The organism is Lysinibacillus sp. NPDC097287, assembly GCF_044761695.1.
Taxonomy (GTDB): Bacteria; Bacillota; Bacilli; order Bacillales_A; family Planococcaceae; genus Lysinibacillus.
Window position 1 is genome coordinate 108,302 of record NZ_JBIWCX010000003.1, and the last position, 25,170, is coordinate 133,471.

A 25,170-nucleotide genomic window follows, 5' to 3' on the forward strand; every position below is an offset into this window, starting at 1 on the left:
TAAAATTTGATTGGCTCATTTACTATCTCGTAAAGAAAACAATCTAGTTGATTGGAGTGGAAGGCGGCGACTCCTAGGGGAACAGCGAGCAACTTGAGACCCTGCCGGAGCGTAGCGAGACTGTGTTTTGCGACGAAAGCGAAGCGACAGGAGTCAACGAAGCGGCTCAAGGCTCGCCCTCTGTAACGCGTCCGCCTGTAACGGAAATCAACGGGTCCCTTGAACAAACTCTAATAAGGTTCATATATAATTTATTGACGTAATTGTTTTCAACAATGTTGGAAAAGGGACACGCCATCGACGTGTCCCCTCTTACTTATTTGCTAAAATTCAGCCAGAATACCTCTTTACTTCCATCTTGCTTTACGATAATAGTTTTGATTGAGTAACTACCAGCCTCGTAATTTGTTGTATTTTCCTCTGTCTTCATCATGCGCGAACCCGCACTTGCTGTTACAAGATAGCTCCCGAAATTCCGTTGTAGTTGGCGCTTACCATTTACCGTTTTATATAATTCAAAACGTGCTTCTTTTGCTTGCAGCGCTTTAGCATTCAGATCGCTTTTAAGCCATGCACTGATTGAAATATTTGTTGATGAAATATGAGCTTCTACCTGAATATCTCGATTTTTATATTGTTGCTCCGCTTGCTTTTGCTGTTTTTCCAACTTTTTTTTCAATTCTTCAACACTTACTAGATTACTCGAATCGATACGTTTAATATGAACTGTGCCACTTCCAAACAAATTATAACCACTCGTAGTAGAGTAATCGATTAAATAACCTGCTTGTTTAATTGCTCGCTCGGCAAACGTATCATATGCACCGTATGGATATGCGAAGGAGGTTGTTTTCTCACCTATATTTTGTTCAATTAACTTATGAGCTTTTGTAACATCCTCAAAAATTAATTGTTGACGTACTTCATTCGTCAGCGGTTGTCCATCTTTTGTTTGATTGAGAATCATAGCTTCATATTTTGGAGAATCATTATTGCCTCTCCAATGTAAATCATATGTATGGCTTCCTACATTAATCACATTTGAATCAGACATTTCTTTTAGCTGTAGCCAATTCAACATAGGCACACCTTTTCTCGAACCCATTTCCATATCCTTCACAATCACAAACAATGTCGCCTGCATCCCCATCTCTTTTAAAATCGGATATGCAATCGTATAAACACTCTCATATCCATCATCTATTGTCAGAAATACTGATTTTTCAGGGATACGACCATGCCCTTGTAAGTAGGCGATTAGTTGTGGCTCTGAAATCACCGTATAGCCATTGTCCTTTATCATCATTAGCTGCTCACGAAACAGTTTTTTTGTAATATTAATATTGGCAATTTCCTTATAGTCCCCAAATGAATGATAGTTAATGACCGTGATTCCTTTCGCATTACTATATTCATAAAATTTCGTCGGCTCTGCAGCAATCGTTTCATCAGTAACAACTATAATCAAACAGAGTAGCAACATCGAGAATAAAACTTTCTTAAAATAGCACATGTTTATTTTCCCTTTCCAAGAAATATATACCTTTAAGTATATAGGAAAGTAATCGTAACTAATAGACTTATTGGGAAAAACTCCTTATCTTCGTATGCTTGTATAAGAAAAAAACGAAGTAGCTTAAAGTTCCCTCTAAGCCACCTCGTTTAACTTATACTGTTAATAGATATTTCTATCCCAAAAACGTTGCTTTGCAATGGCATCAACAAATTTCTTCCCAAAGTCAGCATTGCCCGTGTCGACTACGATGCCAGGGCCAGTTTTTGCACTGGATGCATTGAAAAATGGCAAACCAGTTGTGGCTACTCCAATCGGCTTATAATGTCGAAATGCTTGATTGATAAAAAGCACCATATCTTGATTGAATTTTGCTTGATTGTCTGCCCTAACACCGACGATGTATAAGGAATCGAACAGCACCGAGTCGGTTGTTAAATAAGTTTCTGTCGCTATTAATTGGAAGCCCTCCTTGCTCTTAATAGCACCCAATTTCTCAGCAATTATATTATATCTAACACCATATTTTGTTAGTGTCTTTAAAACATTATTTACTTCTGCCGCATCGAATCCATCACCGATAAGTACACCAACTTTAAGTGTTTGCGGCAATTTAATGGTATTGGCTTGACTCAGTGCAGGAGAAGAAGACGTAACATTGGATTGCTCACCAATAGGTTGATTGACCCCTACATTACTCGCAATAATGGTAGCCATTTCTTTATCTACACGGACAAACATATTCACAACTTGTTGTCGTACAGATTGACTTTTCACCTTTCCTACCTCGAAACTAAAGGCATTGATAATATGTTGTTTTTCAGGTGGTGACATACTGTTCCAAAAAAGCCTTGCTTGTGAGAAATGATCATCAAAGGATTTGCTTCGTGCTCTCGTAATACGCCCTTCCACTTTTTCCTCATAATGAACAAATCCACCTTCAGCTGCAGTGGATGTCGAAGGTGTATTATTCGCAAGTGAGTTTTTATGATAACTTACTCGCCCTACATTAATCGTTTGCCGGCTAAAGCCATTGCGCTGATTATTATGGATTGGACATACTGGACGGTTAATCGGAATTTCAGCAAAATTCGGACCACCCAAACGAATAAGCTGTGTATCTAAATAAGAAAATAAACGACCTTGTAACAGTGGGTCATTTGTAAAATCAATGCCCGGTACTACATTACCAGGATGGAAAGCCACTTGTTCGGTTTCTGCAAAAACATTATCCACATTACGATTCAATGTCATCTTACCTATAATTTTCACAGGTACGATTTCCTCAGGCCAAATTTTCGTTGCATCCAAAATATCAAAATCAAATCTAAATTCCTCTTCCTGCTCAATCATTTGTATTCCAAGCTCATACTCTGGAAAATCACCAATTTCGATAGATTCCCATAAATCACGTCGTTGAAAATCAGTATCTTTCCCTGCAATAATTTGTGCTTCATCCCAAACGAGTGAATGCACACCTAATACAGGTTTCCAGTGAAACTTTACGAATCTCGATTTACCCTTGTCATTTACGAACCGGAAAGTATGGACACCAAAACCTTCAATCATTCGATAATTTTTTGGAATAGCCCGATCCGACATCAACCACATCACCATATGAGCGCTTTCCTGATTATTCGCAATAAAATCCCAAAATGTATCATGTGCAGTAGCTGCTTGTGGCATCTCATTATTAGGCTCTGGCTTCGCAGCATGGATTAGATCTGGAAACTTGATTGCATCTTGGATGAAAAACACCGGAATATTGTTGCCCACTAAATCATAATTACCTTCCTCCGTATAAAATTTCACAGCAAACCCACGCACATCTCGCGCTGTATCCACCGAACCGAGACTTCCAACGACATTAGAAAACCTTAAAAAGACAGGCGTTTTTGACCCTACTTTTTGTAAAAATCCTGCCCTTGTATATTCTTGCATCGATTCATACAAAACAAATTCCCCATGAGCCGCATATCCCCTTGCATGAACCACCCGTTCTGGAATCCGTTCATGATCAAAATGCGTAATTTTCTCTCTAAAATGAAAATCCTCCATTAGTGTCGGGCCTCTTACTCCAGCCTTTAACGACTCCTCATCATTTGAAATTTTCACATCTTGATTTGTCGTCATCTTTTTCCCATCATTATTTACGCGAAATTGTTCGAGTTGTTGATCCTTTGCATTTCCATCTGAATCTTTCCCTGGGTTAGACCAAGATTTGTCCACGAAATCCCCTTTCATTACTTAGAAATGTTCACTGCTCATATACTCAATACACAATATATGTTCTTAGTATAGAAACATACTTAGAGAATGTTGAAAATAAAAATATTGACCAGGCGAGTCAACGTTTGATAAAATGACCAAGTTGGTCAATCACGATGAAAGGGGGTGCCTTTTGCATCCATCATTTATAAAAGTAAGCGAAGAAAAACAACGTAATATTATTAATGCAGCATTAAATGAATTTTCTAAGCATCCTTACGAAACTGCCTCAACAAACAAAATTGTTAAGGAAGCCGGTATTTCAAAAGGGATCCTATTTCGTTATTTTGGGAACAAAAAAAGTTTATATCTATTTTTATATGAATATGTATTGGATAAGTTATCTGAAGCAATCTTTGCGGATTTAAAATTGGCTGACCCAGATGTTTTTGAACGCTATAAGCAACTAATCTCAATGAAAATGAATCTAGTTCAACAAAATCCAGCATTCTTTCACTTCATGAATAGAGTACTTATCGAAAAAAGCCCCGAAGTAACCACGGAGCTCGAAAAAATACAATCCCTTAAAGAAGAGAATAATTATGACAAATTTTTAACTGATATTGATTATTCATTTTTCAAAGAAGAAATAGACACGAAATACGCACTGGATACTATCAAATGGGTTTTAGATGGAATTTCTAATCGTTATGACCAACAATTAAAAGAATCCATTCATGATATTGATAGCTTTAATACTTTAATTGACCAATGCACAGTAGAGATAGAGGAATACTTTCATTTCTTAAAACCACTATTTTATAAATAAGTCCCGAGTTACTACAGATGTTATTACTTGTTTTTCTGGTATAGGAACAAATACGTCTTTAACTAAAGTGAGGGAATTCCTTGAAAATTGATCATTTAGTTGTAAATGTAGATAATTGCGTTCAGGAAGATCACAACATCATTGAACAAATCCATTCCGCAGGTTTACCTTATAACCCTAAAAAGGGGAAAGGTACAAAAGGATTTAAGGTTTCAAATATATGGATTGGAAATGAATATTTTGAGTTTGTGAGCATTAAAACGAATGACGGTGGCGGTTGGTTAAAAGATTGGACGTTGAAGTATCTTGATGGGCATAGAGGTCTGATTGGTTTTTGTTTAGAAGTGGATGACATAGAAGAATCCTACCAAAAACTACTTCAACAGAATATACATGTAGCTCCCCCAAAACCATTGGAATTCCGTTGGTTTTTCAATCTTCTAAAAAAGAAGATGCCTTGGCGTAATTTATATTTACCTGAATTCCAAGGTGTACCTTTTCAATTCTTCCTTCAACAATTAGATGATGAAAAAACAAAAAAGTATATGAAAAAGTATATGGTACCTAACAGTCTAGATAATGAAATTAGTAGTATCTCTGAAGTAATAATCTATGGAGAACTAACAATAGAAGATAAAAAAATATTGAATGCTTTATTTATGAATTATGAAGAAAAAAATGATATATTATCAATCTACCTAGAGAAACAAACAATACGTTTTATCAAATCCACCCAATATAAAGTGGAGGTTAATTTAGCATGCAACCATAATAATTACGCTAATATGATGATTAACATCAAAAACCTCCAAATAAAAAATTTGGGCGGCTCAATCTAGTAAGTAGAATATTATATGAACAACGATTTAGACAAGGAGAAATAAAATGACTTTGAACGATCCATTTAAACATGTTAAAAAAGGGCCCATGCTGATGGTTATGCTGTTCGGTGCGTTCTTTTCATTATTAAATGAAACGCTACTTGCAACGGCATTACCTGAAATTATGGTTCACTTTTCAATAAATGAAACGCAGGTACAATGGCTGACAACTGCGTTCTTACTAACAAACGGAATAATGATTCCAATTTCAGCCTTTATCATCGGGAAATTTACAACCCGTCAAATTTTCATTGCAGCGATTGCCGTCTTTACATTCGGTACAGCTGTGGCGGCGTTTTCTGACTCTTTCACACTACTTTTAGTTGCTCGTATTGTGCAAGCAATGGGTTCTGGTGTCATGATGCCACTGATGATGACTGTTCTTTTAACCATGTTCCCGATCGATAAGCGCGGGGCAGCAATGGGGATGATGGGACTTGTTATTTCCTTTGCTCCTGCCATTGGGCCAACATTATCAGGTTACTTGGTAGAATATTTTAATTGGCGTATGCTGTTTTATGCTGTACTGCCAATTGCGATTTTAACACTAATTTTATCGATTTTCTTTATTTCTAATGTCACAGAACGCACAAATCCAAAGGTTGATGTTTTATCTATTTTAATGTCTTCATTTGGTTTCGGTGGATTATTATACGGATTTAGCTCTGGTGCATCGCGTGGATGGACAGATACACTCGTGCTAACTTGTATTATTGGTGGCTTTATTATTTTAGCGTTATTTACTTGGAGACAGCTTCGTCTCGAAACACCTTTATTAGAATTCCGCGTATTTAAAAATAAGGACTTCACATTAGGTGTTATTATTAGTGCATTCGTAATCATCGCTATGATCAGTGCTGAAACATTGTTACCGATGTATGTGCAAACTGCTCGTGGTCTATCTGCCATTGATTCTGGTTTAATGCTATTGCCAGGAGCCATTGTAATGGGGATCATGTCGCCTGTATCAGGTATTTTATTTGATAAACTTGGCGCTCGTAAAATGGCTATCCCAGGAATGCTTATCGTTATTTTCACAACATTCTACTTTACGACACTTTCTGCTGATTCATCAATGACTATGCTAACAACAATGTATGCTATTCGTATGTTTGGTCTTTCATTAGGAATGATGCCGATTATGACGCATGCCTTAAATCAGCTACCACAAACATTGAATGCTCACGGTTCTGCAATGGCTAATACGATGCAGCAAGTAAGTGCTTCAATTGGTACGGCTATTTTAATTACGATTATGTCGCAAACTGCCAAAAACTTTACACCAGATATGGGAAATTACAGTGGCTTAGATGCTGCAACAATGCAAAGTACAATTGCCTCTGACGCACTTATCTCAGGCTACGCTGCAACGTTCGTCATCGCGACTGGTATGGCAGTAATTGGTTGGATACTTGTCTTCTTCTTAAATAAGAAAGATCCAAATGCCAAATCACAAATGATGCAACATTAAATAAAAAAGACAAATGCGCTAAAGCGCTCGTTTACATCCGACAGCTGCTTGCGAGCCCGAAGCAACCTCGAGGATGTAGCGCTTTAGCCTAGACAACAACTATGCCCTAGGTTATCCACAATGAAATAATCTATAATTTCCTTAACATTAGAAAAACCTTGATTGGCGATATGCCTTTCAAGGTTTTTTCGTTGTTTTTAGACAACCGTTAAAATATGTATTGAATCATTTCATGCACATTACAATATGGGTTTTCCCGACTATCTGTATTGCGGAGTGCCATCATTTCCTTACAGTTCTTTATGGCTACTTCATGACGTAAAGCAATTGGAGAAATGAGCTCCACGTCTCCCTTATGGCGGAAGTAGCGCGCTACACCAAGGTGCTTTTCCATTTTATTGTTGAGCACCGCACGTGGATATGGCTCAGACACTTCTATTGCTTCAAAATGTAATAAGAGCCATAGCTCAAATGCTTCATTCGTATAGGCAATTTTAATGTCTTTTTCCTCACAAAAAACATTTACTTCCTCTAATTGCTTTTCTGTTAGATCATCCTTATCAAACACAATCCACACTTCATCGAAAGGTTGGTAGCTAGAATCCCGATACGCGTGTTGCGCTAGTTTAATCGCAGAGCGTTTCACGTTTTTGATTTTCACACTGACCATTTTGGAGCGCTTTAATAGTTTCATTTGCTCAAAATAAATGCGCTCCGTTTCACCCTCACAATAAATTAATATCGTTTTACGTAATGGTAAATTTCCTTTTTGACGTACTCTCACTACTCATGTACCTCCGCTTCACCTAAATATTCGCTCGACAAATATTCATTAATGACTGGTGTCGCACCAAATTCGCCCTTCAAATAACGCTTTGCATAGGATATATCCCCACGTTTATTTTGTAATTCAGCAAAATCAAAAAGAGAGTACAATTCAGATTCATTTTTAAAGCTTTTATTCACAAACCAAATTTGATCCGAGCGTAGCGGCTGATCAAGTAAATCAATTTCATGACTTGTTACAATGAATTGATTGCACTCATTTCGTCTACTATTCATAATTGCCATTAAAAATTCACAAATAGAAACGTGGAAAGCTGTATCAAATTCATCAATAAATATCGTCTTCCCCTTATTATATGCATCCACCATGACACACGCTAAATGCAGCATGCGTACTGTACCCTTAGAATCCATCGTCCAGTTAATCGTTTCTGTACCAAGTGGTGTGCCCTCATTATCAAACGATAAATAATGTAAATCGATATCGACCTCTTGAATCACAGTATCTTCTCCGTCAAAGTCATAGCTAACTGTATTTTTCTCCATTCGCTCAACGCGTCTTGCGGTTACATCTTGAATCGAGAAATCTGCAATCTTTAATAGCTTTATGACTTCTTGTTTAAATGGTTCTTCCTCTAACTTACGGATTAGCGGATGGCTGGACAATCGATGTGCCTCGTCTAGGAATAAAATTTTATGTGAAAACCACTCGAAAATCTTCGCTGCATCGGCATCATTGAAAACATTTAAGACCGATAGTAATGCCGTATTATTACGTGTATACTTTGTGAGTTCCTTATGCGTTGATTGTGCTGTTTCGTAGGTATAGTCTTGCACACTTGCATCCCACTCACGCAAAAATAGTTTTTCTTCCTGCATATCATCTATTTTTGTTAAACGCTCATAAAGTACTTGTTCAGCATTATAATGTATTTCGTAGTCATATAACGAACCATCTAACATTAAAGAAATCACAAATTCAGAAGGAGATTCACCATCACCCCCCAGTTTAAAAGGCTGATAAGGTAATCGTAATTTCTTCACACTGTTCAAGTTTTCAAAATTAAACAGCAGTGAACGCAGTACTTTAATCGCCGAAAATAAATTAGATTTCCCACTGCCGTTTGGTCCAAAAACAAATGCGCTCTTAACAAGGCGAAGTGATTCGATTTTTATTGTATGTGTATCTTTAAATTTTCGGATACGACTGCCAGCCACCATCGAAAATAACGTTTCTTCCTTATAGCTTAGACAGTTTTTCACTCTAAAATCTACTAACATGTTATAACCTCCGTTCAACTGCACCTTTACCCTTTATTAGTTATTATACAATACTAAGACCACAAAAAAGACATATTACGCTACTGTAATATGCCTACTTGCTGAATATTAAATCTCTAGTATTTTCTCATTTTGCATGGCCGCAATCGTTCGTTGAATTCCATCAGTAAATGATACTTGGGGCCTCCAGGCAATAGCTTTTGCCAATTTATCATTACATAAAAATGAATGTTCAATATCACCTTCGCGAGCAGGTGCATATTGAATTTCTAACGGATAATTTAAATGTTGTAATAGTAAAATGACTTGCTGAATTGACCACGCCTCATTTGTCGATACATTAAAGACCCCTTGCAGTCCTACTTCAACACCCGCAAAAATTGCATCTGCTACATCATCTACATAAATAAAATCTCTTGTTTGCTGACCATCGCCAAAAATCGTAAAAGGTTGTCCCTCAATGCTACTTTTCAACATAGTTGGAATTACAGCTGCCTCACCTTTCATCGGCTGTCTTGGTCCATACACATTGGCAAATCTATAAATAAGTGTTTGCAGACCATAGTCTTGCCGCCATTTTTCACAATACGTTTCGCCAATACTTTTATTTAAGCCATACATCGAAACAGGCTCACCATAATCCGTTTCCTCAAGCGGTGGATAATGACTATCACCATATACTGCAGCTGATGAGGCAAATATAAAGTGCTTCACCTTATATTTAGACGATAGATAAAGCATCTGACTAAGTCCTACAATATTAGTTAAAATATCCTTCATTGGCTCTTGAATTGATAGCTGTACACTCGTTTGTGCAGCACAATGGATGACCACATCAAAAGCTACTTCCTTAAAGAAATGCTCACAAACTTCATCTTCCACATTCAATAAATAAGATTTATGTGGAAATTCAATATTTCGTAAGTGCCCAGTGCTTAAATTATCAATAATAAAGATGTTTGCGCCTTCATCAAAAAAACGTTGTGCCACCGCACTACCAATAAAACCATACCCACCAGTCACTAGAACATTCATTCTCTCGCCCCCAAAAACTATATGATGTTTTATATGCGGAGGTGGAGAAAGATATGCAAATAGATATCAAAAAGGAGAAGCTAAGTAGCTTCTCCTTTCAACTATCTTTCGTTCATCATGCAGGGTTTACTTCTAATTCAACTATTACTTTAATATCTTTCCCTACAAGCACGCCACCTGTTTCTAATGCTGCATTCCAAGTTAAACCGAATTCATCACGATTAATTGTTGTTTCAGCTTCAAAGCCGTATACTTCTTGGCCCCATGGATTTGTACCTTTTCCATTAAATTCAGTATCAAATGTTACTGATTTTGTTATGCCTTTAATAGTTAGCTCACCAGTAACTGCATACTCATCACTAGATTTTTTCGTAACATTTGTTGATTTAAATGTAATTGTTGGATATGCATCTGCATCAAAGAAATCTCCTGATTTCAAGTGATTATCACGATCATCACTGCGAGTATTAATGCTTGCAGTGTCAATATTGAAGTTAATATTTGCAGTTGATAAATCTGCAAGATCTGTCGCTTCGATGTCTGCTGTGTAAGATTCAAATACACCTTTTACCTTTGAAACCATCATATGTTTTACCTGAAAGTTAATTGCAGAGTGTCCTAAATCGATATTCCATTTTGCCATTGTTAATTCCTCCAATTGAAATGTTTTTATCTCGATTTCGAGATATATGTAAAAATATGAAGCAACTACACTATTTATGTTACCTCTTGAAAAAGAAGCGAAACATTGGCAGTTACTTAAACTGTATTTAAGTTACGAAAAGTAATTACTTACGTTATGTAACTTACTATACATTTATAATTTCGATACGTCAAGTCATTTCGTAAATTTTTTTTTGATGAAATTGACAATAAAAAAAGAAGTATCCCTATCGCAGGATCCTCTTTTTTAGCGCTTCACTAATTTCCCTTGCACAACAAAGCGATTATCGTCATTCATAACCGAGTCCTTGCACGTCGAAAGAGTAACGATTTTATCGTCTAACCCTATCTCAACATCCGTCTGAATGGCGGATCTTTCTTTTACTTCTTCAATAAATTTTAGAAATGACTCATCCGTTTGAAATTCTGTTTCAATATAATAAAAATCAATCGTTGTTTCATAGGCAGCGAATACTTCAATATCATAGCCCTCATACACGGTATCCACAAATATTGTGCTATGTTTATCTGCGTAGTCCTGCTGCAAATAGCTTTTCAGGTCACCAAACATAGTGCCATTTTTCATCGCATGACCATATAAGATGGTGTTTCGGCTCATATCCGTTACATCATTGCGATAATCCATAAAGACACTACCAGCACGGCTATAGTCACCTTTAAAATTATGATCCAAATAAAAATCATTATTATCAGTTTGTAATATTGGATTATTGAGTTTCGTGCCATCCACCGAGACCCAACCAACAATATGTTCATTTACTGCTTGTAAGTCCTCGAATTGTGGACGAATCCTATACTTCGCTAGTAAATCTTCCGTCAAATCCCCCTCTACTTCAGGTTTTTTTTCAAGCGTTTCTAGCGTCGTTTCATAAATTGCCTGTACTTCCTTTAATGATTTTGACGCCTCATAATACGTATATAAATACTTTACAAGTACAAAACCGGAATACAAAAACACAGCTAAATATATTAAGGTTAGTAGCTTAGATGTCCACTTTTTCATCTTTTCACCTTCTTATATACCAAGTGGCACCATATAAAGGCCGAGCCGTTCATCCTCATTGAAAATTGCATCGACACCATACACGTCTTTAATAACTTCCTTCGTAATGACCTCGCGCGGAGCTCCCTCAGCTACAATCTGACCAGTTTTCATCATAATGACTAGATCGCTATATCGAATTGCTTGGTTAATATCATGCAACACCATGATAATTGTTAAACCATGCTCCTCATTTAACGCTTTGACAAGCTCTAGCAGCTCAATTTGATAATAAATATCTAAATACGTCGTTGGTTCATCTAAGCACAGTATTTCTGATTGCTGGGCAAGTGCCATCGCAATCCATACTCGTTGGCGTTCTCCCCCTGATAAAGCCTCTAAGTCATTGTGGCGCTTATCTAGTAAATTTGTACAAGCAAGTGCCCAGTCAATCGCCTTTGCATCTTCATCTTGATTACGTTTTAACATCGTATTATGTGGAAGACGACCAAAGCTGACTAATTTTTCAATTGTTATATCCTTAGGCACATCATTTTGCTGATAAACAATCGCTAATTTCTTTGCAAATTCCTTTGGCTTATATTCTATTAAATCTTTATTTTCTAAGGAAACATTACCCGATTTCGGTATATTATTGCGCGACATGACACTCAGTAATGTTGATTTCCCACAGCCATTCGGTCCAATAATTGTCGTAATCTTCCCCTTTTGAATCGCAGTCGATACACCATCTAAATGATTTCGAGTATTATCATGCGATACGATAATATCATGTATTTCCATAATTCATCACTCTTTTCGTAGTAGGAATATTAAGAAAGGACCACCGATAATCGCCATTATTGTCGAAGCTGGAATTTCTAGTGGTGTGACAATTGTTCTACCGATTGTATCTGCCACTAAAATTAAAAGTGCACCCGCTAATGCTGTAAAAGGAATCAACACTTTATGATCATAGCCAACTAAGCGACGTGCTATATGGGGCACAAGTAGGCCAACGAAGGAAATGACACCGGCTACTACTACTGAAACTGCGGATAGTAATACTGCAACAGCAGCAATGATTAATCTTGCACGTGCCACATTAAAGCCCAAACTTTTTGCCGTTTTATCCTGTAACACAAGCAAATTACACCAACCGTATAACGCAAAGGCAGCGATCAGCCCCACAGAACCATATGTCACAATCGTTGAGACATCACTCCATGTACGCATCGTTAAATTCGAACCGATAACACTTGAAGCAGATGTATTTAGTGAGCCACCTAAACTAATAAATGCCTCCGTTAAACCCGTAAACATCGCATTTATAGCAATCCCCACTAATATTAACTTCAGTGGACTTAACCCTGATTTCCAGGATAGTACAAAAACGAGTGCACAGGCAAAGGCTCCCCCCATAAATGCAAGTACTGGCGTCAAAAAGAATAATGCAGGGAAAAATGAAATAATAAATAACTGAACAAAAGCAGCACCTGATGAAATACCAATGACACCTGCATCAGCAAGTGGATTTCGCATTACAGATTGTAGCAATACCCCGGATACTGATAGTGCAGCTCCAGCAAATAACGCCACAAGTATACGTGGGAAGCGGAGATCTCGTATTGCCTCCATCTGACTATTACCTTCTTCAAATAGTGCACCTATAAATTCAAAAAAGCCCATCGTTATACTGCCTGTCGATGCCGAATAGATCATGGACACAAGCAATAGTACGATTACAGTCGTAAAACTCACAATTTTTTTTGTCATATCTGACTTCCTTTATTGATTTAATTCGCTATATGCTTAAATAGAAGAAAAGCGCTGTATAGTAAGGTTATCCTCACTATACGAGCGTCATTTTTTCTTCCTATTAACGATAGAAGATTTCCATAAGTTGACCTAAAGCTTGTGGTACTTGTAGTGAAGCTGTTGTACCAAATAATTCTTCTTCTAAATCATATACTTTGCCATTTTTCACAGCACTGAAATGTTTCCAAATACCATTTGTTTTAAATTCCTCGTCGAACATTTTTACCACTTCATCTGGCATCCCATGTGATAATCGTAAAATTATATCCGGATTACTATTATGTAGATATTCTGTATTTGAAGATAAATACTCGGCATCCTGCCCTTCCATAACATTGACACCACCGGCACGTTTCACAAGATCACCTGCATAAGAGTTTTCCGTCGCTACTAAGTAGCTACCAGGAATTCCAAGTAAAATTAACACACGTGGTCCCTCTTTATTAGCTGCAACTGTTTGTACAGCATCGATACTTTTTTGTAAGCTTGCGACTAGTTCCTCTGCCTGTGCATTACGGTCATAGCGTTCACCTAATGTTTTAATTTCTTCAAGCATTGCATCAACACTTTGGAAATTTAAAAAGTTCACAGGGATTTTTAATTGTTTGAATTTATCTTGTAAATCATATTCTAGTGTTGACACGGATAAGACATCTGTTGGATTTAATGATTTGACGATTTCCATATCAGGCTCCATTGCATTGCCGATAGATGTAAGGCCATCAAAACGTTCAGGTAATTTTTTTTCCGTTTGTGGTACGGCAATTGCATCTATTTCTAGTTTATCTAAAATTTCAGCAATCACGACTGTACCCGCAACAATTCGGTTTTCACTTTCTTCAGTTGCTTCTTTTTTCACAGATGATGCATCCTTTTTTTCACTATCACCCCCACCGCTACAACCAGCTATTGCAAATATAGCCATAAGCGATATGAATAACATAATTATTTTCCACTTCTTTTGCATGTCGTAATCCCTCACTTATTTCTAATCAATCGTTTTTTGTTTTACATTTTTTATTCTTCGAAGGAGCATAAAACCAGATAATAAACACATCACAATGAGTAAAATAATTTTTAATTTGTCTAATTGAGCAAGCTTTTGCCCCGTTTCGGCAGTAATTCCCTTTTTAACAGTTGTAGCTGCTGTATACTCTTCTTGCTGTGCTTCTTCAGTAACCGCTTCCTTTTCTTCGTCTAACGTACGATCAAACGCTAACATATCTTCTTCAGGTGTAACGTTATAGATATTTGTCGTAGATGTATTGGAAGATAAACTAGCTGGTCTTACCTCAATAGCAGTTAAATCTTTAGCGGGGTTTCTTACAATTACTTGCTCTGGAACACTCGATGTATCCTCTTTTGTTGGCTGTTCAGAATTTGTTGGCACCAACAGGCTTTCTGAAAATTTGGCAACCTGTTCTTTGTCGAATTGCAAATCTACAAAGTATTGGTGGTGGTAAGCAAGTTCAGGTATATCAACTTTTACCCATATACGTTGTAACTTTTCAAAATCATTTACTTCAAATTGAACAACTCTTACATCATCAACTAACGAGACTAACTTAGGTTCCACCTGCTGCCCCTGTTGTTCTACAGTAAAACTTGTGATCCAAGAAGATTTTATAATTGTTAGTTGTGCATAATACTTGCCATCTTGTTCAATGATTTTGGCAGTAGGATTTACATATGTATTCATGATGGACGGTTCCATTTTTCCATCTACTAACAATTGATAGTCCAATGACCACTTTTCTTCAGGCTGCTCTACAGGAGGTTCTTCTTCCGGAATGGATGGTGGTATTTCCTCTAGGAATTTGAGTGAATCTATTTTTATCAACAGTTGCTCCGTAAAATGAATTTCTTCCTCTTCGAATGGAAGTATACCTGTACCATTTATCGTAATTTGCTGCGTTACATCATTCATATCAAACTGAACTAAATTTTCATTCTTATCGAGCATGAAAGGCAAAGGTTTCTCTAGTTGCATGATTTGTAAATCCGTGATGATATCTGGGTAAACCATCGGCAAGGACAATTTATAGAGTCCGTTTTTCACATAGAGTGTTGCCTCTTTACTGAAAAAACTGTCTTGTTGCTCACCTTCAAGTGATGGAAAACTTAGTTCAACTTGATACTTACCATCTTCAATGGCCAATCCTTCTTCTGCATGAGCATTTGTCCATAAAAACCTTGAGGGAAGCGCCATAAAAATAATGCAAACAATCACCCAAAGAAAGGCTTTTCTATTCATGATCATCATGCGATTTCCTCCAAATTCTATAGAAACAACAGTAACTTCCTCTCTCATCTAAATGAGAGAGGAAGTTGCTATTTTAGTATTTATTTTGCGTTTTGTTCTACTGCTTTTTCATCTGCTGCTTCTGCTTTTGTAGTTTCTTCTGCTTCTACTTCTTCATAAAAGAATTCTAAAGAGTTATTTAACAATTTCGCCATTTGTCCACGTGTTAGTGGTTTGTTTGCATTGATATACGTTTTACCATCTTTTGCAACAGCACCAGTCATAATACCTGCCTTGTATAATAATGAGAATGCTTTTTTTGCTTCATCGTTAGCAATTGTTGCTACGTCAGCGTAAGGTAATGAGCTATCAACTTCTAATTCTTCTTCAGTAACAGCGTCGATTGCACGGTAAATCATTAATGCTCCTTGTTGACGTGTTAATGTTGCGTTTGGATTAAATTTATCACGTTTTTCAACGATGCCATATTCAGCAAGTGCATTGATTGCACTAATGCGTTCGGCATCTAAGCCTTTTACGTCCTGGAAACCAGCATCTGTTGTCGATTTTAGCTCTAACGTACGTGCAATCATCAACGCGAATTGTGCACGAGTAAGATTGCTGTTTGGATTGAATTTATCTTGCGCTTTGATAATGTCATAAGCAAGTAAGTTTAAAATTGCTTCTTTGTTTTCATTATTGTCAATATCTTTAAATGGATTTGTAGTGTCTTTTTCTTCTTCTGCTACATCAAAGCCGAATTGTACAGTGTGGTTTGAATCGTATTTAACGCCCGCTTCATCTACGATAATGTGGATTTGTGCAGTTGTTAATGCTGTTAAATCTTCTACTTCAAATGTGTAGATACGTTCGTTTGTTTCTTTATCTTCTTCCGCCAATTCCGCATCCTGACCTGCTACTTTAAATGATTGAATGTACTGACCTTTAGGGAATAGCATTGCTACAACATATGTGCCATCTGCTTCAGCCACAGCGACAGTTGAGTCGATGTAATTTTTCATGATTGACTCTTCTTTAGTGCCATCTTTGTAAACTGTCACGCCTACTTCCATTACTTCTACATCTTCTTCTGATACTTCTGTATTCTCTTCTTTAGCTTCCTCTGATGGTGTTGGAGTTGCTTCGTTTTCTGTCACCGTTTCTTCAGCTACTACAGGTTGGAAATCAAAGTCATACCATTTATCCATCCCAGCCGCAGCCACTACTACGTGTACCTTTGCTGCAGTTTTCACTGTTGGATCTACTGGGAATGAGACAACACTTGTGCCATCTGCTTGTGCTTCGATTGTTGCATCTACATATTTATCTCCTTGCTTCACTTGGAAGCCAGGAATCATTTTGCTAAAAGTAGCTGGTACTGTTAATTTCACAGTGTATGTACCGTCTTTTTCAACCAGTAAACCAGTTCCTGCAAAGTACTTATCCATGTAACCAGCTTCGTCTGTACCTGGTTTGAATGTTTTGAATGTTACTGTTTTACCATCTTGAGCTTCTACAGCACGAGTTGTTGCCTCTGTTCCATTCACGTTAATTGTTCCACCTACATCAGCCGATGCGAATGATGGGATTGATAGAGATGCTGCTAGTAATGACGCAAGTACTATTTTCGTTGCGCGTGATTGACGTTTTTTAGTCATTATTGATCCTCCGTTTTAGTTTGAATTTTATTTCTATAAAGTAAAAATGCTGATCCCGCTAATGCAATGATGAACAAATAAGGCGTCGCATCACTTGTTTGTGGATTAGACACTTGACTTTCTGAATCTGTAGTCGTTTTTGAAGTTACATTTTCGCTAGTTGTAGCTCCGACACTTGTAGATGGTGCTTCAAATATTAATGAAACACTATATTCGTGGTGGTAATTAATATCATTGATATCAATTTTCATTGATGTAACAACTGGTTTTGATAAATCTTTAACTGTGAATTGTACAACACGTGTATCAGCGGTTTTATCTTCGCTGATAATTGTTGCACCGCCTGGTGGCTGGAATTTTGTAATCCATGCGCTATTTTTCAATGTAATTTGTACAGTAGCTACACCATTTTTTACGGTTACTTTTGCAGGTTTTACGAAGTAATCATTCGCTATCGACGCTGAATTACTATCTGGTTTATTCACCTGATACTTAACAGAATGTGTACCATCAGCAAGTTGAGCTGATGCTTGTGGTAATACTACATTTAATGTGATCATACTAACCAATATGAACAACATCACTATTTTCTTCATGTGCCGCACTCTCCATTATTTATTATGAAAATTAAAAATATTTATTGCAAAAAAATATTGTAAGTTAAACATATTACATTCTTGTTGTTTTTCGACAAACGAAATTCGTTACAATCGAAAAACATTCTCAATTAACATGTCCATTTCCAAGAATACCTGCTGGTACCAATGAATGTCAATAACTTAAACTAAATTGTACTCAATTTGTAAATATATTGATTTAACCTCAAAAGTAGGGTTGATATTAACGATTTTAGGAATATTTCACGACAAAATAATTGGTTTTCCCCTGCTCGTGTGGAAGTGATTCATTTCCTTGTGTTTGGTCCGTCCTGCATTGGAATGATCTGTTCGGCAAAGAATTAATCCATTTCCTTGAGATATGATCCGCCACCCAGTGGAATGGCTCGCTTCCATGTAAAAGCGCTGTGGGATATAATCCCACAGCGCTTTTACTTTAATTTAATACTTCAGGATGGAATCCATCTTTTTGGAAGTATTTATCGTTCGACCAAATATTTAATTTTATATCTTGAGCTTTTTGCTGAATTTCACGGAATTCATCTTCAAATGTATTATTTGGTTTATGAATGAAGCGTACAGCTGCTAGTCCTTCATTTAATAAAGATTCTTGTAACAGCACATCGTCTACAAACACATATGCTAACAAACGGTCATATTTATCTGTTTCAGGCCCCACGTCATACACAGCTTCAATTTTTTTTGCATTTTCCATTAGCTTCACTGTGTAATCCATTGCATCTTGTGCATATGGCTGTTTACCATCTTTTTTATGATGCATTTCCGGAGTATCTACCATTAATAAACGAATTTTTTGTTTTTCGCCATCCACTGTCGCTTGAATCGTATCGCCATCATAGGCTTTTATATAGTCTACAGTAAATCGTTCATTTCCTGTCTTCTTTTCTACATCGGTGATAGTAATAATACCTTGTTGATCGGAAGTCGATGTTTCTTTGTCATCCGCTGGTGGTCTACCAAAAATCATGTACAGCGCAACAGCCAAAATTATCGTTCCGCTAGTAATTAGTGTTTTTATATCTTGCATTTTCATATAACTTTTCCCTCTTAACCTTTTAGCATTTACTATAATAATAGTACCATAATATATCTTCTTTATTAAAAAGAAAACTGTCTGCTAAGTTTTCTAACGTACTTAGCAGACAGCATTTCACTTTATATAATCTTAAATTTCACTATGGGGTTTGGGCTTTGGTCCAAGTTCTTCAGGATCAATATCAGCAAATGTTTCGCCTTCTTCTTCTAAATCACGCATACGGTGTGCGATTCGTGAAGCAGCAGAGGCAGCGATACTAGCAACTAAATCATCTAAAAATGTATTTACATGAAGACCAGGCTCTGTATCAAGTTTTTTAATAATGCCTATTTTTTGTTTGTCTAAGTGACCAAAAGTTGTTACTGCGATGCTACCGTATGTAAAAACAGATCCTAGTGCAATCGTTTCATCAACACCAAATAGCCCTTCGTCAGATTCAATAATTTGTTGAAGTGGGGCAGATAATAATTTTTTCTCTGCTAGTTCATCTAATTCAATACCAACTAGAACCGCATGTTGTACTTCACGCTTACGCAGTACACGCTCAACAGAATGAACACAATGTTCTAATGTTAATCCATCATTATAAGGATTTTGCATTTCATAAACAATTTCAGCAATGGCTTCTAGCGATACACCGCGACGAAATAATGCAGCTTTGGTAGCTTTAGCAACTTCATCAGAATGTACACGAATACTTTTATCATGCATAACTAAACCTCATTTCAAATTTTATTGCTAGTGAATTTCTAGCTGTCAAACATCACAACTTATTATACCCTTACTTTTGTAATATGATACAATTTTGTTACATATCATTATGAAGGAGTGTCATCGTTGGACAAGGGTACTGTACAAGATTTAAAGTTTTATAGTGAAGCATTACAGGAAACATTAGATTTATATATTTACATACCAGCAAACTATTCTCCACTATATAAATATAATATTTTAATCGCATCAGATGGCAAAGATTACTTTCAATTAGGTGGCATTACAAGACTTGCAGATGAACTTATTGATGACTATGAAATTGAAAATTTAATTATCGCATTTGTGCCATATAAAGATATTAAAGATCGCCGTCATAAATATATTCCAAGCGGTGAACAGCATGAAGCTTATTTACGCTTTTTAGCACATGAACTTGTTCCGTATTTAGACCGTGAATTTGCAACATATCAGATGGGCATGGGCCGTGGAGTCATTGGTGATTCACTGGCTGCAACCGCTTCCTTAATGGCTGCGTTAAAGTATCCGAATATTTTCGGAAAGGTTATTTTACAATCACCATATGTGGATGAAGACGTCTTGAAAGCGGTTGAGCAATTTAAAAACCCTACTGATATTTCAATCTATCACATCATAGGTAAAGATGAGAACAAAGTCGTTACAATGGATAAAACGATCAAAGACTTTTTAACACCTAATCGACAGCTACACAATTTAATGCTTAGTAAAGGATTTTCTACATTTTATGATGAGTTTGATGGTAATCACACATGGAAATATTGGAAACCTGATTTAAGACGAGCATTAATTGAAAATTTCAATTAATTCTAGGCGATTCAAATTACGTGTAATACAATTTCTGATATACTTAGATAGATAAATCGTTTATTTTCGGGAGGTAATGGACTATGAAGTACGGTATTGTTGCGTTTCCATCAAAAAAACTACAAGATTTGGCAAATACGTATCGCAAGCGTTATGATCCGCATTTTGCACTGATTACACCGCATATGACGTTAAAGGACAGTTTTGACGCAAGTGACGAAGAAATTAAGTCTATCGTTCAACAGTTAAATGAGCTCGCTTCAAAACATGCACCACTGACAATTCATGCGTCACGCATTAGTTCGTTTTTCCCAGCAACGAATGCAATTTATTTCCGCATTGAACCAACAGAACAATTGGTTGTATTCCATAAAAAACTGCAAGAAAAAGTTCCTTTTGGGAATGAAAAACACACTTTTGTTCCACATATTACAATTGCACAAAAAATGACAGCCTCTGAACACGATGACATCTTTGGGCAGTTACGTATGATAGGCGTGGACGAGAAGGACATCATTGATCGTATTCATCTGGTGTACCAATTGGAAGATGGTTCGTGGACAACTTACGAAACTTTCCGATTGACTGGAGCTGAATGACCTTTGTATTTAGTAAAAATTGTTGAAACAAAAAAAGAATATGATGATGCTTTCGCTGTTCGCACAAAAGTTTTTGTAGAAGAACAAGGCATCCCTCTTCATCTAGAATATGATGAATACGATGCTACGGCTACGCATTTTGTTATGTATGAAAATGATGAAGCCGTTGGTGCGGCACGCCTACGAATTGTAGAAAATGACATCGCAAAAATTGAACGTGTAAGTATTTTACAATCACAACGCGGCAAAAAACTTGGTGCTTTAATCATGAAAGAAATAGAAAAACATGCCATTACTATCCATATAAAAAAATTAAAATTGCATGCACAAAGCTACGCAGTTCCTTTTTATGAAAAACTCGGCTTTACGGCGACGTCCCCAGAATTTATGGATGCTGATATTCCACATCGCGCAATGGAAAAATCAATTTAACCTAAAAGGTGTTACGAAGATGCTTCTGCATCTTCGTAACACCTTTTTAATTATTTCATCATTTTTGTGATTTTATCTAAATCTAATGAATCGCCATCTTGTAAAATAGAATTTACTATTTTATCTTCAAGCTCTTGGCTTATTTGTCTATTCGACACTTTGCCAACACGACGTACGATTTTTCTTACATGTTTTTCATTTTTAAAATCTGCATGTTGTACAGCGTTCGCTAGTGCGAAAATTTCTTCCATCGATACGCCAGTTTTTTTCTCTATTGAATTAAAAAATGAGCGTTGCATATCCACCCTCCTTAATATACGAAAGTAGCGCCGACAATAATAAGTAAAATAAATAACACTACTATTAAAACAAATGTTGAACCGTAGCCAGTATTGTTATTGCCTCCGCAATAGTTATTATTCCAGCAATTAGCTCCACCAACATTTCCACCGTACGGTTGAGAACACCAACCTTGATAGCCTCCCATAAAAGTACCCCTCCCTTCTATACCCTATAATATGTAAGGGCACAGAAATGAGAGGGGTATTCGTCTAATCGATATTTCCTTTTGGTTTAAAAATTAATGCACCTATAAAGCCAAAGACAATAGCGGCACTAATTCCTGAGCTTGTTACTTCAAACATTCCACTCATCACGCCAACTAATCCATGTTTTTCTGCCTCAGCCATTGCTCCATGTGTTAAGGCATTCCCAAATGAAGTAATTGGAACTGTTGCACCAGCCCCAGCAAAATTTATAAGTGGTTCATACAAACCCATACCGTCTAAAATAGCTCCTGCAACAACTAAAGTACTTAATGTATGCGCTGGAGTTAAATTTCCTACATCCATTAATAGTTGGCCAATTACACAAATAAGGCCCCCAACGATGAAAGCAAATACAAATGACATAATCATAACTCTTGCCTCATTTCATTGTGATTTCAATTGCATGTGCTGTACATGGAATTGTTTCTCCTTGTTGATAAGAAAGAGGTGATAGCAACGCGCCTGTAGCAACCAGTAACACCCTTTTATATCTCCCTGCTCGCATTTGCTGCACTATATAACTATAAAAGACAGAAGCCGAACATCCGGCGCCACTTGCCCCAGATTGAAAGACCTCATCTTGCCCATAGAATTCCGCACCTGCATCGCGAATAAGTGTCAGCTCCTCTGGTTTCACACCACTCTCTGCAAACATTCCTTTTAACAGCTTTAAACCAAGCTGTCCTAAATCACCAGTTAATATTAAATCGTAATTGTAAAACTTCTGTTTTCTTTGTTCTAAATGCGATTGGATTGTTTGAAAAGCAGCTGGAGCCATCGCTGCTCCCATATGAAAAGGATCATCCATACCAAAATCAATTACTTTTCCTATTGTAGCCGCTTCAATACTCGGTAGATTATCTTGATGTTTGCCAATTACTGCAAAACCAGCAGCTGTTACTGTCCACTGTGCTGTAGCTGGCTTTTGTGCCCCGTAATTAACCGGATACCGAAATTGCCGTTCAACCGCATTATGTTGACTTGATGCACCTGCTATTGACAAATTCGACGCGCCAACCTCTGTTAATAAGCTTGCAATAATTACTGAAGAGACTGAAGTAGCACATGCTGAGAATAGACCGAGAAAAGGAATTGCTAACTCTCGTGCTGCAAAGTTTGTTGGGGTCATTTGATTGATCAAGTCGCCACCTAAAAAGAAATCGACTTCTAAATTTTTCACACCTGCTTTTTTCATTGCGAATTCACAGGCTTCTTGAATCATTTTTCGGTTTCCCTGCTCATTCGTTTTCATTTGCCAGCGCTCATCATCGTATATCTGATCAAAATATTGACTAAACGTACTTCTTTTTTCGAGTGGTCCTGCTACAACACCTCCCGCTACTATAGAAGGCTTTGTTTGAAAAACAATTACCATGAGACCACCCCTAACGTCACAAGGATATATTTTATAAGCGCAACGAAAAATGCCGACACGACACCGAATAACACAACCGATCCCGCTAATTTAAATAAATTACCGCCGACTCCGAGAACATAACCTTCTGATTTATGTTCAATGGCAGCGGAAATCACTGCATTACCAAAGCCCGTAACCGGAACAGCTGACCCAGCACCACCAAATTGGCCAATTTTTTTATACAAGCCTAAGCCGGTTAAGATCATCGCGAAAAAAACCATTGTCGCTACTGTGGGATTACCCGCAGTTTCTTCCGTAAAATTAAAGAAGATCATGTAAAAAAGAGAGACAGCTTGACCGATGGTGCAAATAATACCACCGACAAAAAAAGCCTTTACTATATTTATTAAGTAGGTAGGTTTCGGTGTCACGCTTTGTTCTAATTTTTGATATTGCTCTTTTTCCATTATGCTTTCTCCTTTGCGAGCTTCTTTAATTCTTTTATTTTGTCGCTAATTTTTTTATCTTCGAGCTTATCCTTTTTCGCTTTATTCGCCTCGTAATAAATCTTGTAGTCGGCTGAGACAAAAACTTCTTTATGTGGATAAAGTTCATCAAATTTCTTTTGTAGCTTCTTCTCTAATTTAGCCTTTTTCCACTTATCCCATGGTTTAATTTGCACAGCAACAAGCATTTTATCATCATGCTGAATAACCGTTGATTTTTCGACATAGTCTTCTTCTTTTAATACGGATTCTAATTCTTCCTCATTATGCGGCGAACCATATACAATGAATTTTTCTTTTTCCGTACAACCACTAAGAATAAAAATACTGAGTAGCAAAAGTAATACTGTTTGTAATTGCCTCACACGTTAATCCTCCTTTTCTTTACAGTGTCACCACACATAAAAAAAACTATTCATTCGTCCATATCCGCAAAAGCCCGATTCCCGATTTGAAAAGCACATATTGTAGAAGTAGGAACAAGGAGAGGTGGTGAAATTATGGGTTGTGGTAAACCAACAAACCCTGGGTCAAGAAATGCTGGCTGCGTTTGCGACGTAGTTCGTGCCATTTTAGACATTCAAAATCAAGCGGTACAGGATGAGTGTTCTCCGTGTACGTCAAACTGTTTCTTAGAGCCACTTGGTGGTATCGTGAGTCCAGTTCGATCTCATGCAGATACACGTGTGTTTATGTTACTTACAAAAGACGGCACTCCATTCAAAGCATTCTTCAACATGAAAAATTCACATAAATCAAATCATGATAGAAATTCTAATGATAAAAGTTCTAACAATAAAAATTCTAAATCTGACCATTGCACATCGGTATTCTTCCGAGTAGAAGACATGTTTGATGATTGCTGTGCTACACTACGTGTTTTAGAACCAATCGATTACGATAACGGAACTGCAGAATTATTAGGTGATGATGGGTGTTGTATCGATATGAGTAAGCTATGTGATGTGACAGATTGGGAATCAACAGAAAGCTGTATTACTGTGGATTTATCTTGCTTCTGCGCTGTGCAATGTATCGCTGACGTTGACTTAGGTATTTGTGATTAATCTCTTTCTCCTTTGACACACTACAAAAACAAGAAAAACGTA

At 37.0% G+C, this 25,170-nt stretch carries 28 protein-coding genes; 7 read left to right on the forward strand and 21 right to left on the reverse strand.

The window, feature by feature from the left end; genetic code table 11:
- Positions 1–316: 316 nt before the first annotated feature.
- Both ACIQ2D_RS05985 and ACIQ2D_RS05990 read right to left on the reverse strand, forming a co-directional pair.
- The gene (locus ACIQ2D_RS05985) at positions 317–1,513 is read right to left on the reverse strand and encodes a polysaccharide deacetylase family protein (protein WP_402860899.1); all 1,197 of its coding nucleotides are present in this window, start codon (positions 1,511–1,513) and stop codon (positions 317–319) included.
- 162 nt (positions 1,514–1,675) lie between these two features.
- Positions 1,676–3,757: a catalase gene (locus ACIQ2D_RS05990; RefSeq protein WP_402860903.1), complete on the reverse strand. Its 2,082-nt coding sequence runs from the start codon at positions 3,755–3,757 to the stop codon at positions 1,676–1,678.
- A gap of 157 nt (positions 3,758–3,914) precedes the next feature.
- Between ACIQ2D_RS05990 and ACIQ2D_RS05995 the strand changes: the two genes are divergently transcribed.
- From ACIQ2D_RS05995 to ACIQ2D_RS06005, 3 genes are all read left to right on the forward strand, one after another.
- Positions 3,915–4,550: a TetR/AcrR family transcriptional regulator gene (locus tag ACIQ2D_RS05995; protein ID WP_402860906.1), complete on the forward strand. Its 636-nt coding sequence runs from the start codon at positions 3,915–3,917 to the stop codon at positions 4,548–4,550.
- Between the two features lie 80 nt (positions 4,551–4,630).
- A complete protein-coding gene (locus tag ACIQ2D_RS06000) occupies positions 4,631–5,389 on the forward strand; it encodes a VOC family protein (RefSeq protein ID WP_402860909.1) in 759 nt (252 codons plus the stop codon).
- Positions 5,390–5,435: 46 nt separating this feature from the next.
- Positions 5,436–6,902: an MDR family MFS transporter gene (locus ACIQ2D_RS06005; protein WP_402860912.1), complete on the forward strand. Its 1,467-nt coding sequence runs from the start codon at positions 5,436–5,438 to the stop codon at positions 6,900–6,902.
- Between the two features lie 208 nt (positions 6,903–7,110).
- Here ACIQ2D_RS06005 and ACIQ2D_RS06010 read toward each other — a convergent pair whose 3' ends face one another.
- From ACIQ2D_RS06010 to ACIQ2D_RS06070, 13 genes are all read right to left on the reverse strand, one after another.
- Complete coding sequence (locus ACIQ2D_RS06010; RefSeq protein WP_402860915.1) at positions 7,111–7,686, reverse strand: RloB family protein; 576 nt, start codon at positions 7,684–7,686, stop codon at positions 7,111–7,113.
- Positions 7,686–8,969 (reverse strand): AAA family ATPase, encoded by a 1,284-nt coding sequence (locus tag ACIQ2D_RS06015; protein ID WP_402860918.1) that lies wholly within the window; start codon positions 8,967–8,969, stop codon positions 7,686–7,688. Before ACIQ2D_RS06015 ends, ACIQ2D_RS06010 begins: the two co-directional genes overlap by 1 nt.
- A gap of 108 nt (positions 8,970–9,077) precedes the next feature.
- On the reverse strand, positions 9,078–10,004 hold the full coding sequence (locus ACIQ2D_RS06020; protein WP_402860921.1) for an NAD-dependent epimerase/dehydratase family protein: 927 nt from the start codon (positions 10,002–10,004) through the stop codon (positions 9,078–9,080).
- A 115-nt stretch (positions 10,005–10,119) separates the two neighbouring features.
- Complete coding sequence (locus ACIQ2D_RS06025) at positions 10,120–10,647, reverse strand: YceI family protein (RefSeq protein WP_402860924.1); 528 nt, start codon at positions 10,645–10,647, stop codon at positions 10,120–10,122.
- Between the two features lie 267 nt (positions 10,648–10,914).
- A complete protein-coding gene (gene srtB, locus ACIQ2D_RS06030) occupies positions 10,915–11,691 on the reverse strand; it encodes a class B sortase (RefSeq protein WP_402860927.1) in 777 nt (258 codons plus the stop codon).
- A gap of 12 nt (positions 11,692–11,703) precedes the next feature.
- The gene (locus ACIQ2D_RS06035) at positions 11,704–12,474 is read right to left on the reverse strand and encodes an ABC transporter ATP-binding protein (protein ID WP_402860930.1); all 771 of its coding nucleotides are present in this window, start codon (positions 12,472–12,474) and stop codon (positions 11,704–11,706) included.
- Positions 12,475–12,480: 6 nt separating this feature from the next.
- Positions 12,481–13,446 carry a FecCD family ABC transporter permease gene (locus tag ACIQ2D_RS06040; protein WP_402860933.1) on the reverse strand — a complete coding sequence of 322 codons (966 nt, stop codon included), beginning with the start codon at positions 13,444–13,446 and terminating at the stop codon, positions 12,481–12,483.
- 103 nt (positions 13,447–13,549) lie between these two features.
- Positions 13,550–14,455: a heme ABC transporter substrate-binding protein IsdE gene (isdE, locus tag ACIQ2D_RS06045; protein WP_402860936.1), complete on the reverse strand. Its 906-nt coding sequence runs from the start codon at positions 14,453–14,455 to the stop codon at positions 13,550–13,552.
- Positions 14,456–14,476: 21 nt separating this feature from the next.
- On the reverse strand, positions 14,477–15,751 hold the full coding sequence (locus tag ACIQ2D_RS06050; protein WP_402860939.1) for an NEAT domain-containing protein: 1,275 nt from the start codon (positions 15,749–15,751) through the stop codon (positions 14,477–14,479).
- An 80-nt stretch (positions 15,752–15,831) separates the two neighbouring features.
- Complete coding sequence (locus ACIQ2D_RS06055) at positions 15,832–17,388, reverse strand: NEAT domain-containing protein (protein ID WP_402860942.1); 1,557 nt, start codon at positions 17,386–17,388, stop codon at positions 15,832–15,834.
- Positions 17,388–17,984, reverse strand: a complete 597-nt coding sequence (gene isdC, locus ACIQ2D_RS06060; RefSeq protein WP_402860945.1) for a heme uptake protein IsdC — start codon at positions 17,982–17,984, stop codon at positions 17,388–17,390. Before isdC ends, ACIQ2D_RS06055 begins: the two co-directional genes overlap by 1 nt.
- Before the next feature lie 457 nt (positions 17,985–18,441).
- Complete coding sequence (locus ACIQ2D_RS06065; RefSeq protein ID WP_402860948.1) at positions 18,442–19,059, reverse strand: thermonuclease family protein; 618 nt, start codon at positions 19,057–19,059, stop codon at positions 18,442–18,444.
- A gap of 132 nt (positions 19,060–19,191) precedes the next feature.
- Entirely contained in the window at positions 19,192–19,773 is a 582-nt protein-coding gene (locus tag ACIQ2D_RS06070; RefSeq protein WP_402860951.1) for a phosphatidylglycerophosphatase A family protein, read from the reverse strand.
- A gap of 126 nt (positions 19,774–19,899) precedes the next feature.
- Between ACIQ2D_RS06070 and ACIQ2D_RS06075 the strand changes: the two genes are divergently transcribed.
- The 3 genes from ACIQ2D_RS06075 (at position 19,900) to ACIQ2D_RS06085 (ending at position 21,650) form a co-directional block, all read left to right on the forward strand.
- The gene (locus ACIQ2D_RS06075) at positions 19,900–20,619 is read left to right on the forward strand and encodes an alpha/beta hydrolase (protein WP_402860954.1); all 720 of its coding nucleotides are present in this window, start codon (positions 19,900–19,902) and stop codon (positions 20,617–20,619) included.
- Between the two features lie 83 nt (positions 20,620–20,702).
- Positions 20,703–21,218 (forward strand): YjcG family protein, encoded by a 516-nt coding sequence (locus ACIQ2D_RS06080; protein WP_402860957.1) that lies wholly within the window; start codon positions 20,703–20,705, stop codon positions 21,216–21,218.
- A gap of 3 nt (positions 21,219–21,221) precedes the next feature.
- Entirely contained in the window at positions 21,222–21,650 is a 429-nt protein-coding gene (locus tag ACIQ2D_RS06085; RefSeq protein ID WP_402860960.1) for a GNAT family N-acetyltransferase, read from the forward strand.
- Positions 21,651–21,700: 50 nt separating this feature from the next.
- On the opposite strand, the gene ACIQ2D_RS06090 is transcribed toward ACIQ2D_RS06085, so the two are convergent.
- From ACIQ2D_RS06090 to ACIQ2D_RS06115, 6 genes are all read right to left on the reverse strand, one after another.
- The gene (locus tag ACIQ2D_RS06090) at positions 21,701–21,949 is read right to left on the reverse strand and encodes a stage VI sporulation protein F (RefSeq protein ID WP_402754075.1); all 249 of its coding nucleotides are present in this window, start codon (positions 21,947–21,949) and stop codon (positions 21,701–21,703) included.
- An 11-nt stretch (positions 21,950–21,960) separates the two neighbouring features.
- On the reverse strand, positions 21,961–22,137 hold the full coding sequence (locus ACIQ2D_RS06095; RefSeq protein WP_402860963.1) for a YjcZ family sporulation protein: 177 nt from the start codon (positions 22,135–22,137) through the stop codon (positions 21,961–21,963).
- 64 nt (positions 22,138–22,201) lie between these two features.
- Complete coding sequence (gene spoVAE / locus ACIQ2D_RS06100) at positions 22,202–22,561, reverse strand: stage V sporulation protein AE (RefSeq protein ID WP_402754073.1); 360 nt, start codon at positions 22,559–22,561, stop codon at positions 22,202–22,204.
- Positions 22,562–22,577: 16 nt separating this feature from the next.
- Entirely contained in the window at positions 22,578–23,573 is a 996-nt protein-coding gene (locus ACIQ2D_RS06105; RefSeq protein WP_402860966.1) for a stage V sporulation protein AD, read from the reverse strand.
- On the reverse strand, positions 23,567–24,022 hold the full coding sequence (gene spoVAC, locus ACIQ2D_RS06110) for a stage V sporulation protein AC (RefSeq protein WP_402860969.1): 456 nt from the start codon (positions 24,020–24,022) through the stop codon (positions 23,567–23,569). The genes ACIQ2D_RS06105 and spoVAC overlap by 7 nt, the downstream gene beginning before the upstream one ends.
- Positions 24,022–24,426 (reverse strand): YhcN/YlaJ family sporulation lipoprotein, encoded by a 405-nt coding sequence (locus tag ACIQ2D_RS06115; RefSeq protein ID WP_402860972.1) that lies wholly within the window; start codon positions 24,424–24,426, stop codon positions 24,022–24,024. Before ACIQ2D_RS06115 ends, spoVAC begins: the two co-directional genes overlap by 1 nt.
- Before the next feature lie 135 nt (positions 24,427–24,561).
- On the opposite strand from ACIQ2D_RS06115, the gene ACIQ2D_RS06120 reads away from it, so the two are divergent.
- A complete protein-coding gene (locus ACIQ2D_RS06120; protein WP_402860975.1) occupies positions 24,562–25,128 on the forward strand; it encodes a CotY/CotZ family spore coat protein in 567 nt (188 codons plus the stop codon).
- The last annotated feature ends 42 nt before the right edge of the window (positions 25,129–25,170 follow it).

What these genes read in the sequence shown, in the direction of transcription:
- ACIQ2D_RS05985 (WP_402860899.1), bottom strand. Translation starts at nt 1,513, where the DNA reads ATGTGCTATTTTAAGAAAGTTTTATTCTCGATGTTGCTACTCTGTTTG.
- ACIQ2D_RS05990 (WP_402860903.1), bottom strand. Translation starts at nt 3,757, where the DNA reads ATGAAAGGGGATTTCGTGGACAAATCTTGGTCTAACCCAGGGAAAGAT.
- ACIQ2D_RS06005 (WP_402860912.1), top strand. Translation starts at nt 5,436, where the DNA reads ATGACTTTGAACGATCCATTTAAACATGTTAAAAAAGGGCCCATGCTG.
- ACIQ2D_RS06015 (WP_402860918.1), bottom strand. Translation starts at nt 8,969, where the DNA reads ATGTTAGTAGATTTTAGAGTGAAAAACTGTCTAAGCTATAAGGAAGAA.
- ACIQ2D_RS06020 (WP_402860921.1), bottom strand. Translation starts at nt 10,004, where the DNA reads ATGAATGTTCTAGTGACTGGTGGGTATGGTTTTATTGGTAGTGCGGTG.
- ACIQ2D_RS06025 (WP_402860924.1), bottom strand. Translation starts at nt 10,647, where the DNA reads ATGGCAAAATGGAATATCGATTTAGGACACTCTGCAATTAACTTTCAG.
- srtB (WP_402860927.1), bottom strand. Translation starts at nt 11,691, where the DNA reads ATGAAAAAGTGGACATCTAAGCTACTAACCTTAATATATTTAGCTGTG.
- ACIQ2D_RS06035 (WP_402860930.1), bottom strand. Translation starts at nt 12,474, where the DNA reads ATGGAAATACATGATATTATCGTATCGCATGATAATACTCGAAATCAT.
- ACIQ2D_RS06040 (WP_402860933.1), bottom strand. Translation starts at nt 13,446, where the DNA reads ATGACAAAAAAAATTGTGAGTTTTACGACTGTAATCGTACTATTGCTT.
- isdE (WP_402860936.1), bottom strand. Translation starts at nt 14,455, where the DNA reads ATGCAAAAGAAGTGGAAAATAATTATGTTATTCATATCGCTTATGGCT.
- ACIQ2D_RS06050 (WP_402860939.1), bottom strand. Translation starts at nt 15,751, where the DNA reads ATGATGATCATGAATAGAAAAGCCTTTCTTTGGGTGATTGTTTGCATT.
- ACIQ2D_RS06055 (WP_402860942.1), bottom strand. Translation starts at nt 17,388, where the DNA reads ATGACTAAAAAACGTCAATCACGCGCAACGAAAATAGTACTTGCGTCA.
- isdC (WP_402860945.1), bottom strand. Translation starts at nt 17,984, where the DNA reads ATGAAGAAAATAGTGATGTTGTTCATATTGGTTAGTATGATCACATTA.
- ACIQ2D_RS06065 (WP_402860948.1), bottom strand. Translation starts at nt 19,059, where the DNA reads ATGAAAATGCAAGATATAAAAACACTAATTACTAGCGGAACGATAATT.
- ACIQ2D_RS06070 (WP_402860951.1), bottom strand. Translation starts at nt 19,773, where the DNA reads ATGCATGATAAAAGTATTCGTGTACATTCTGATGAAGTTGCTAAAGCT.
- ACIQ2D_RS06080 (WP_402860957.1), top strand. Translation starts at nt 20,703, where the DNA reads ATGAAGTACGGTATTGTTGCGTTTCCATCAAAAAAACTACAAGATTTG.
- ACIQ2D_RS06090 (WP_402754075.1), bottom strand. Translation starts at nt 21,949, where the DNA reads ATGCAACGCTCATTTTTTAATTCAATAGAGAAAAAAACTGGCGTATCG.
- ACIQ2D_RS06095 (WP_402860963.1), bottom strand. Translation starts at nt 22,137, where the DNA reads ATGGGAGGCTATCAAGGTTGGTGTTCTCAACCGTACGGTGGAAATGTT.
- spoVAE (WP_402754073.1), bottom strand. Translation starts at nt 22,561, where the DNA reads ATGTCATTTGTATTTGCTTTCATCGTTGGGGGCCTTATTTGTGTAATT.
- ACIQ2D_RS06105 (WP_402860966.1), bottom strand. Translation starts at nt 23,573, where the DNA reads ATGGTAATTGTTTTTCAAACAAAGCCTTCTATAGTAGCGGGAGGTGTT.
- spoVAC (WP_402860969.1), bottom strand. Translation starts at nt 24,022, where the DNA reads ATGGAAAAAGAGCAATATCAAAAATTAGAACAAAGCGTGACACCGAAA.
- ACIQ2D_RS06120 (WP_402860975.1), top strand. Translation starts at nt 24,562, where the DNA reads ATGGGTTGTGGTAAACCAACAAACCCTGGGTCAAGAAATGCTGGCTGC.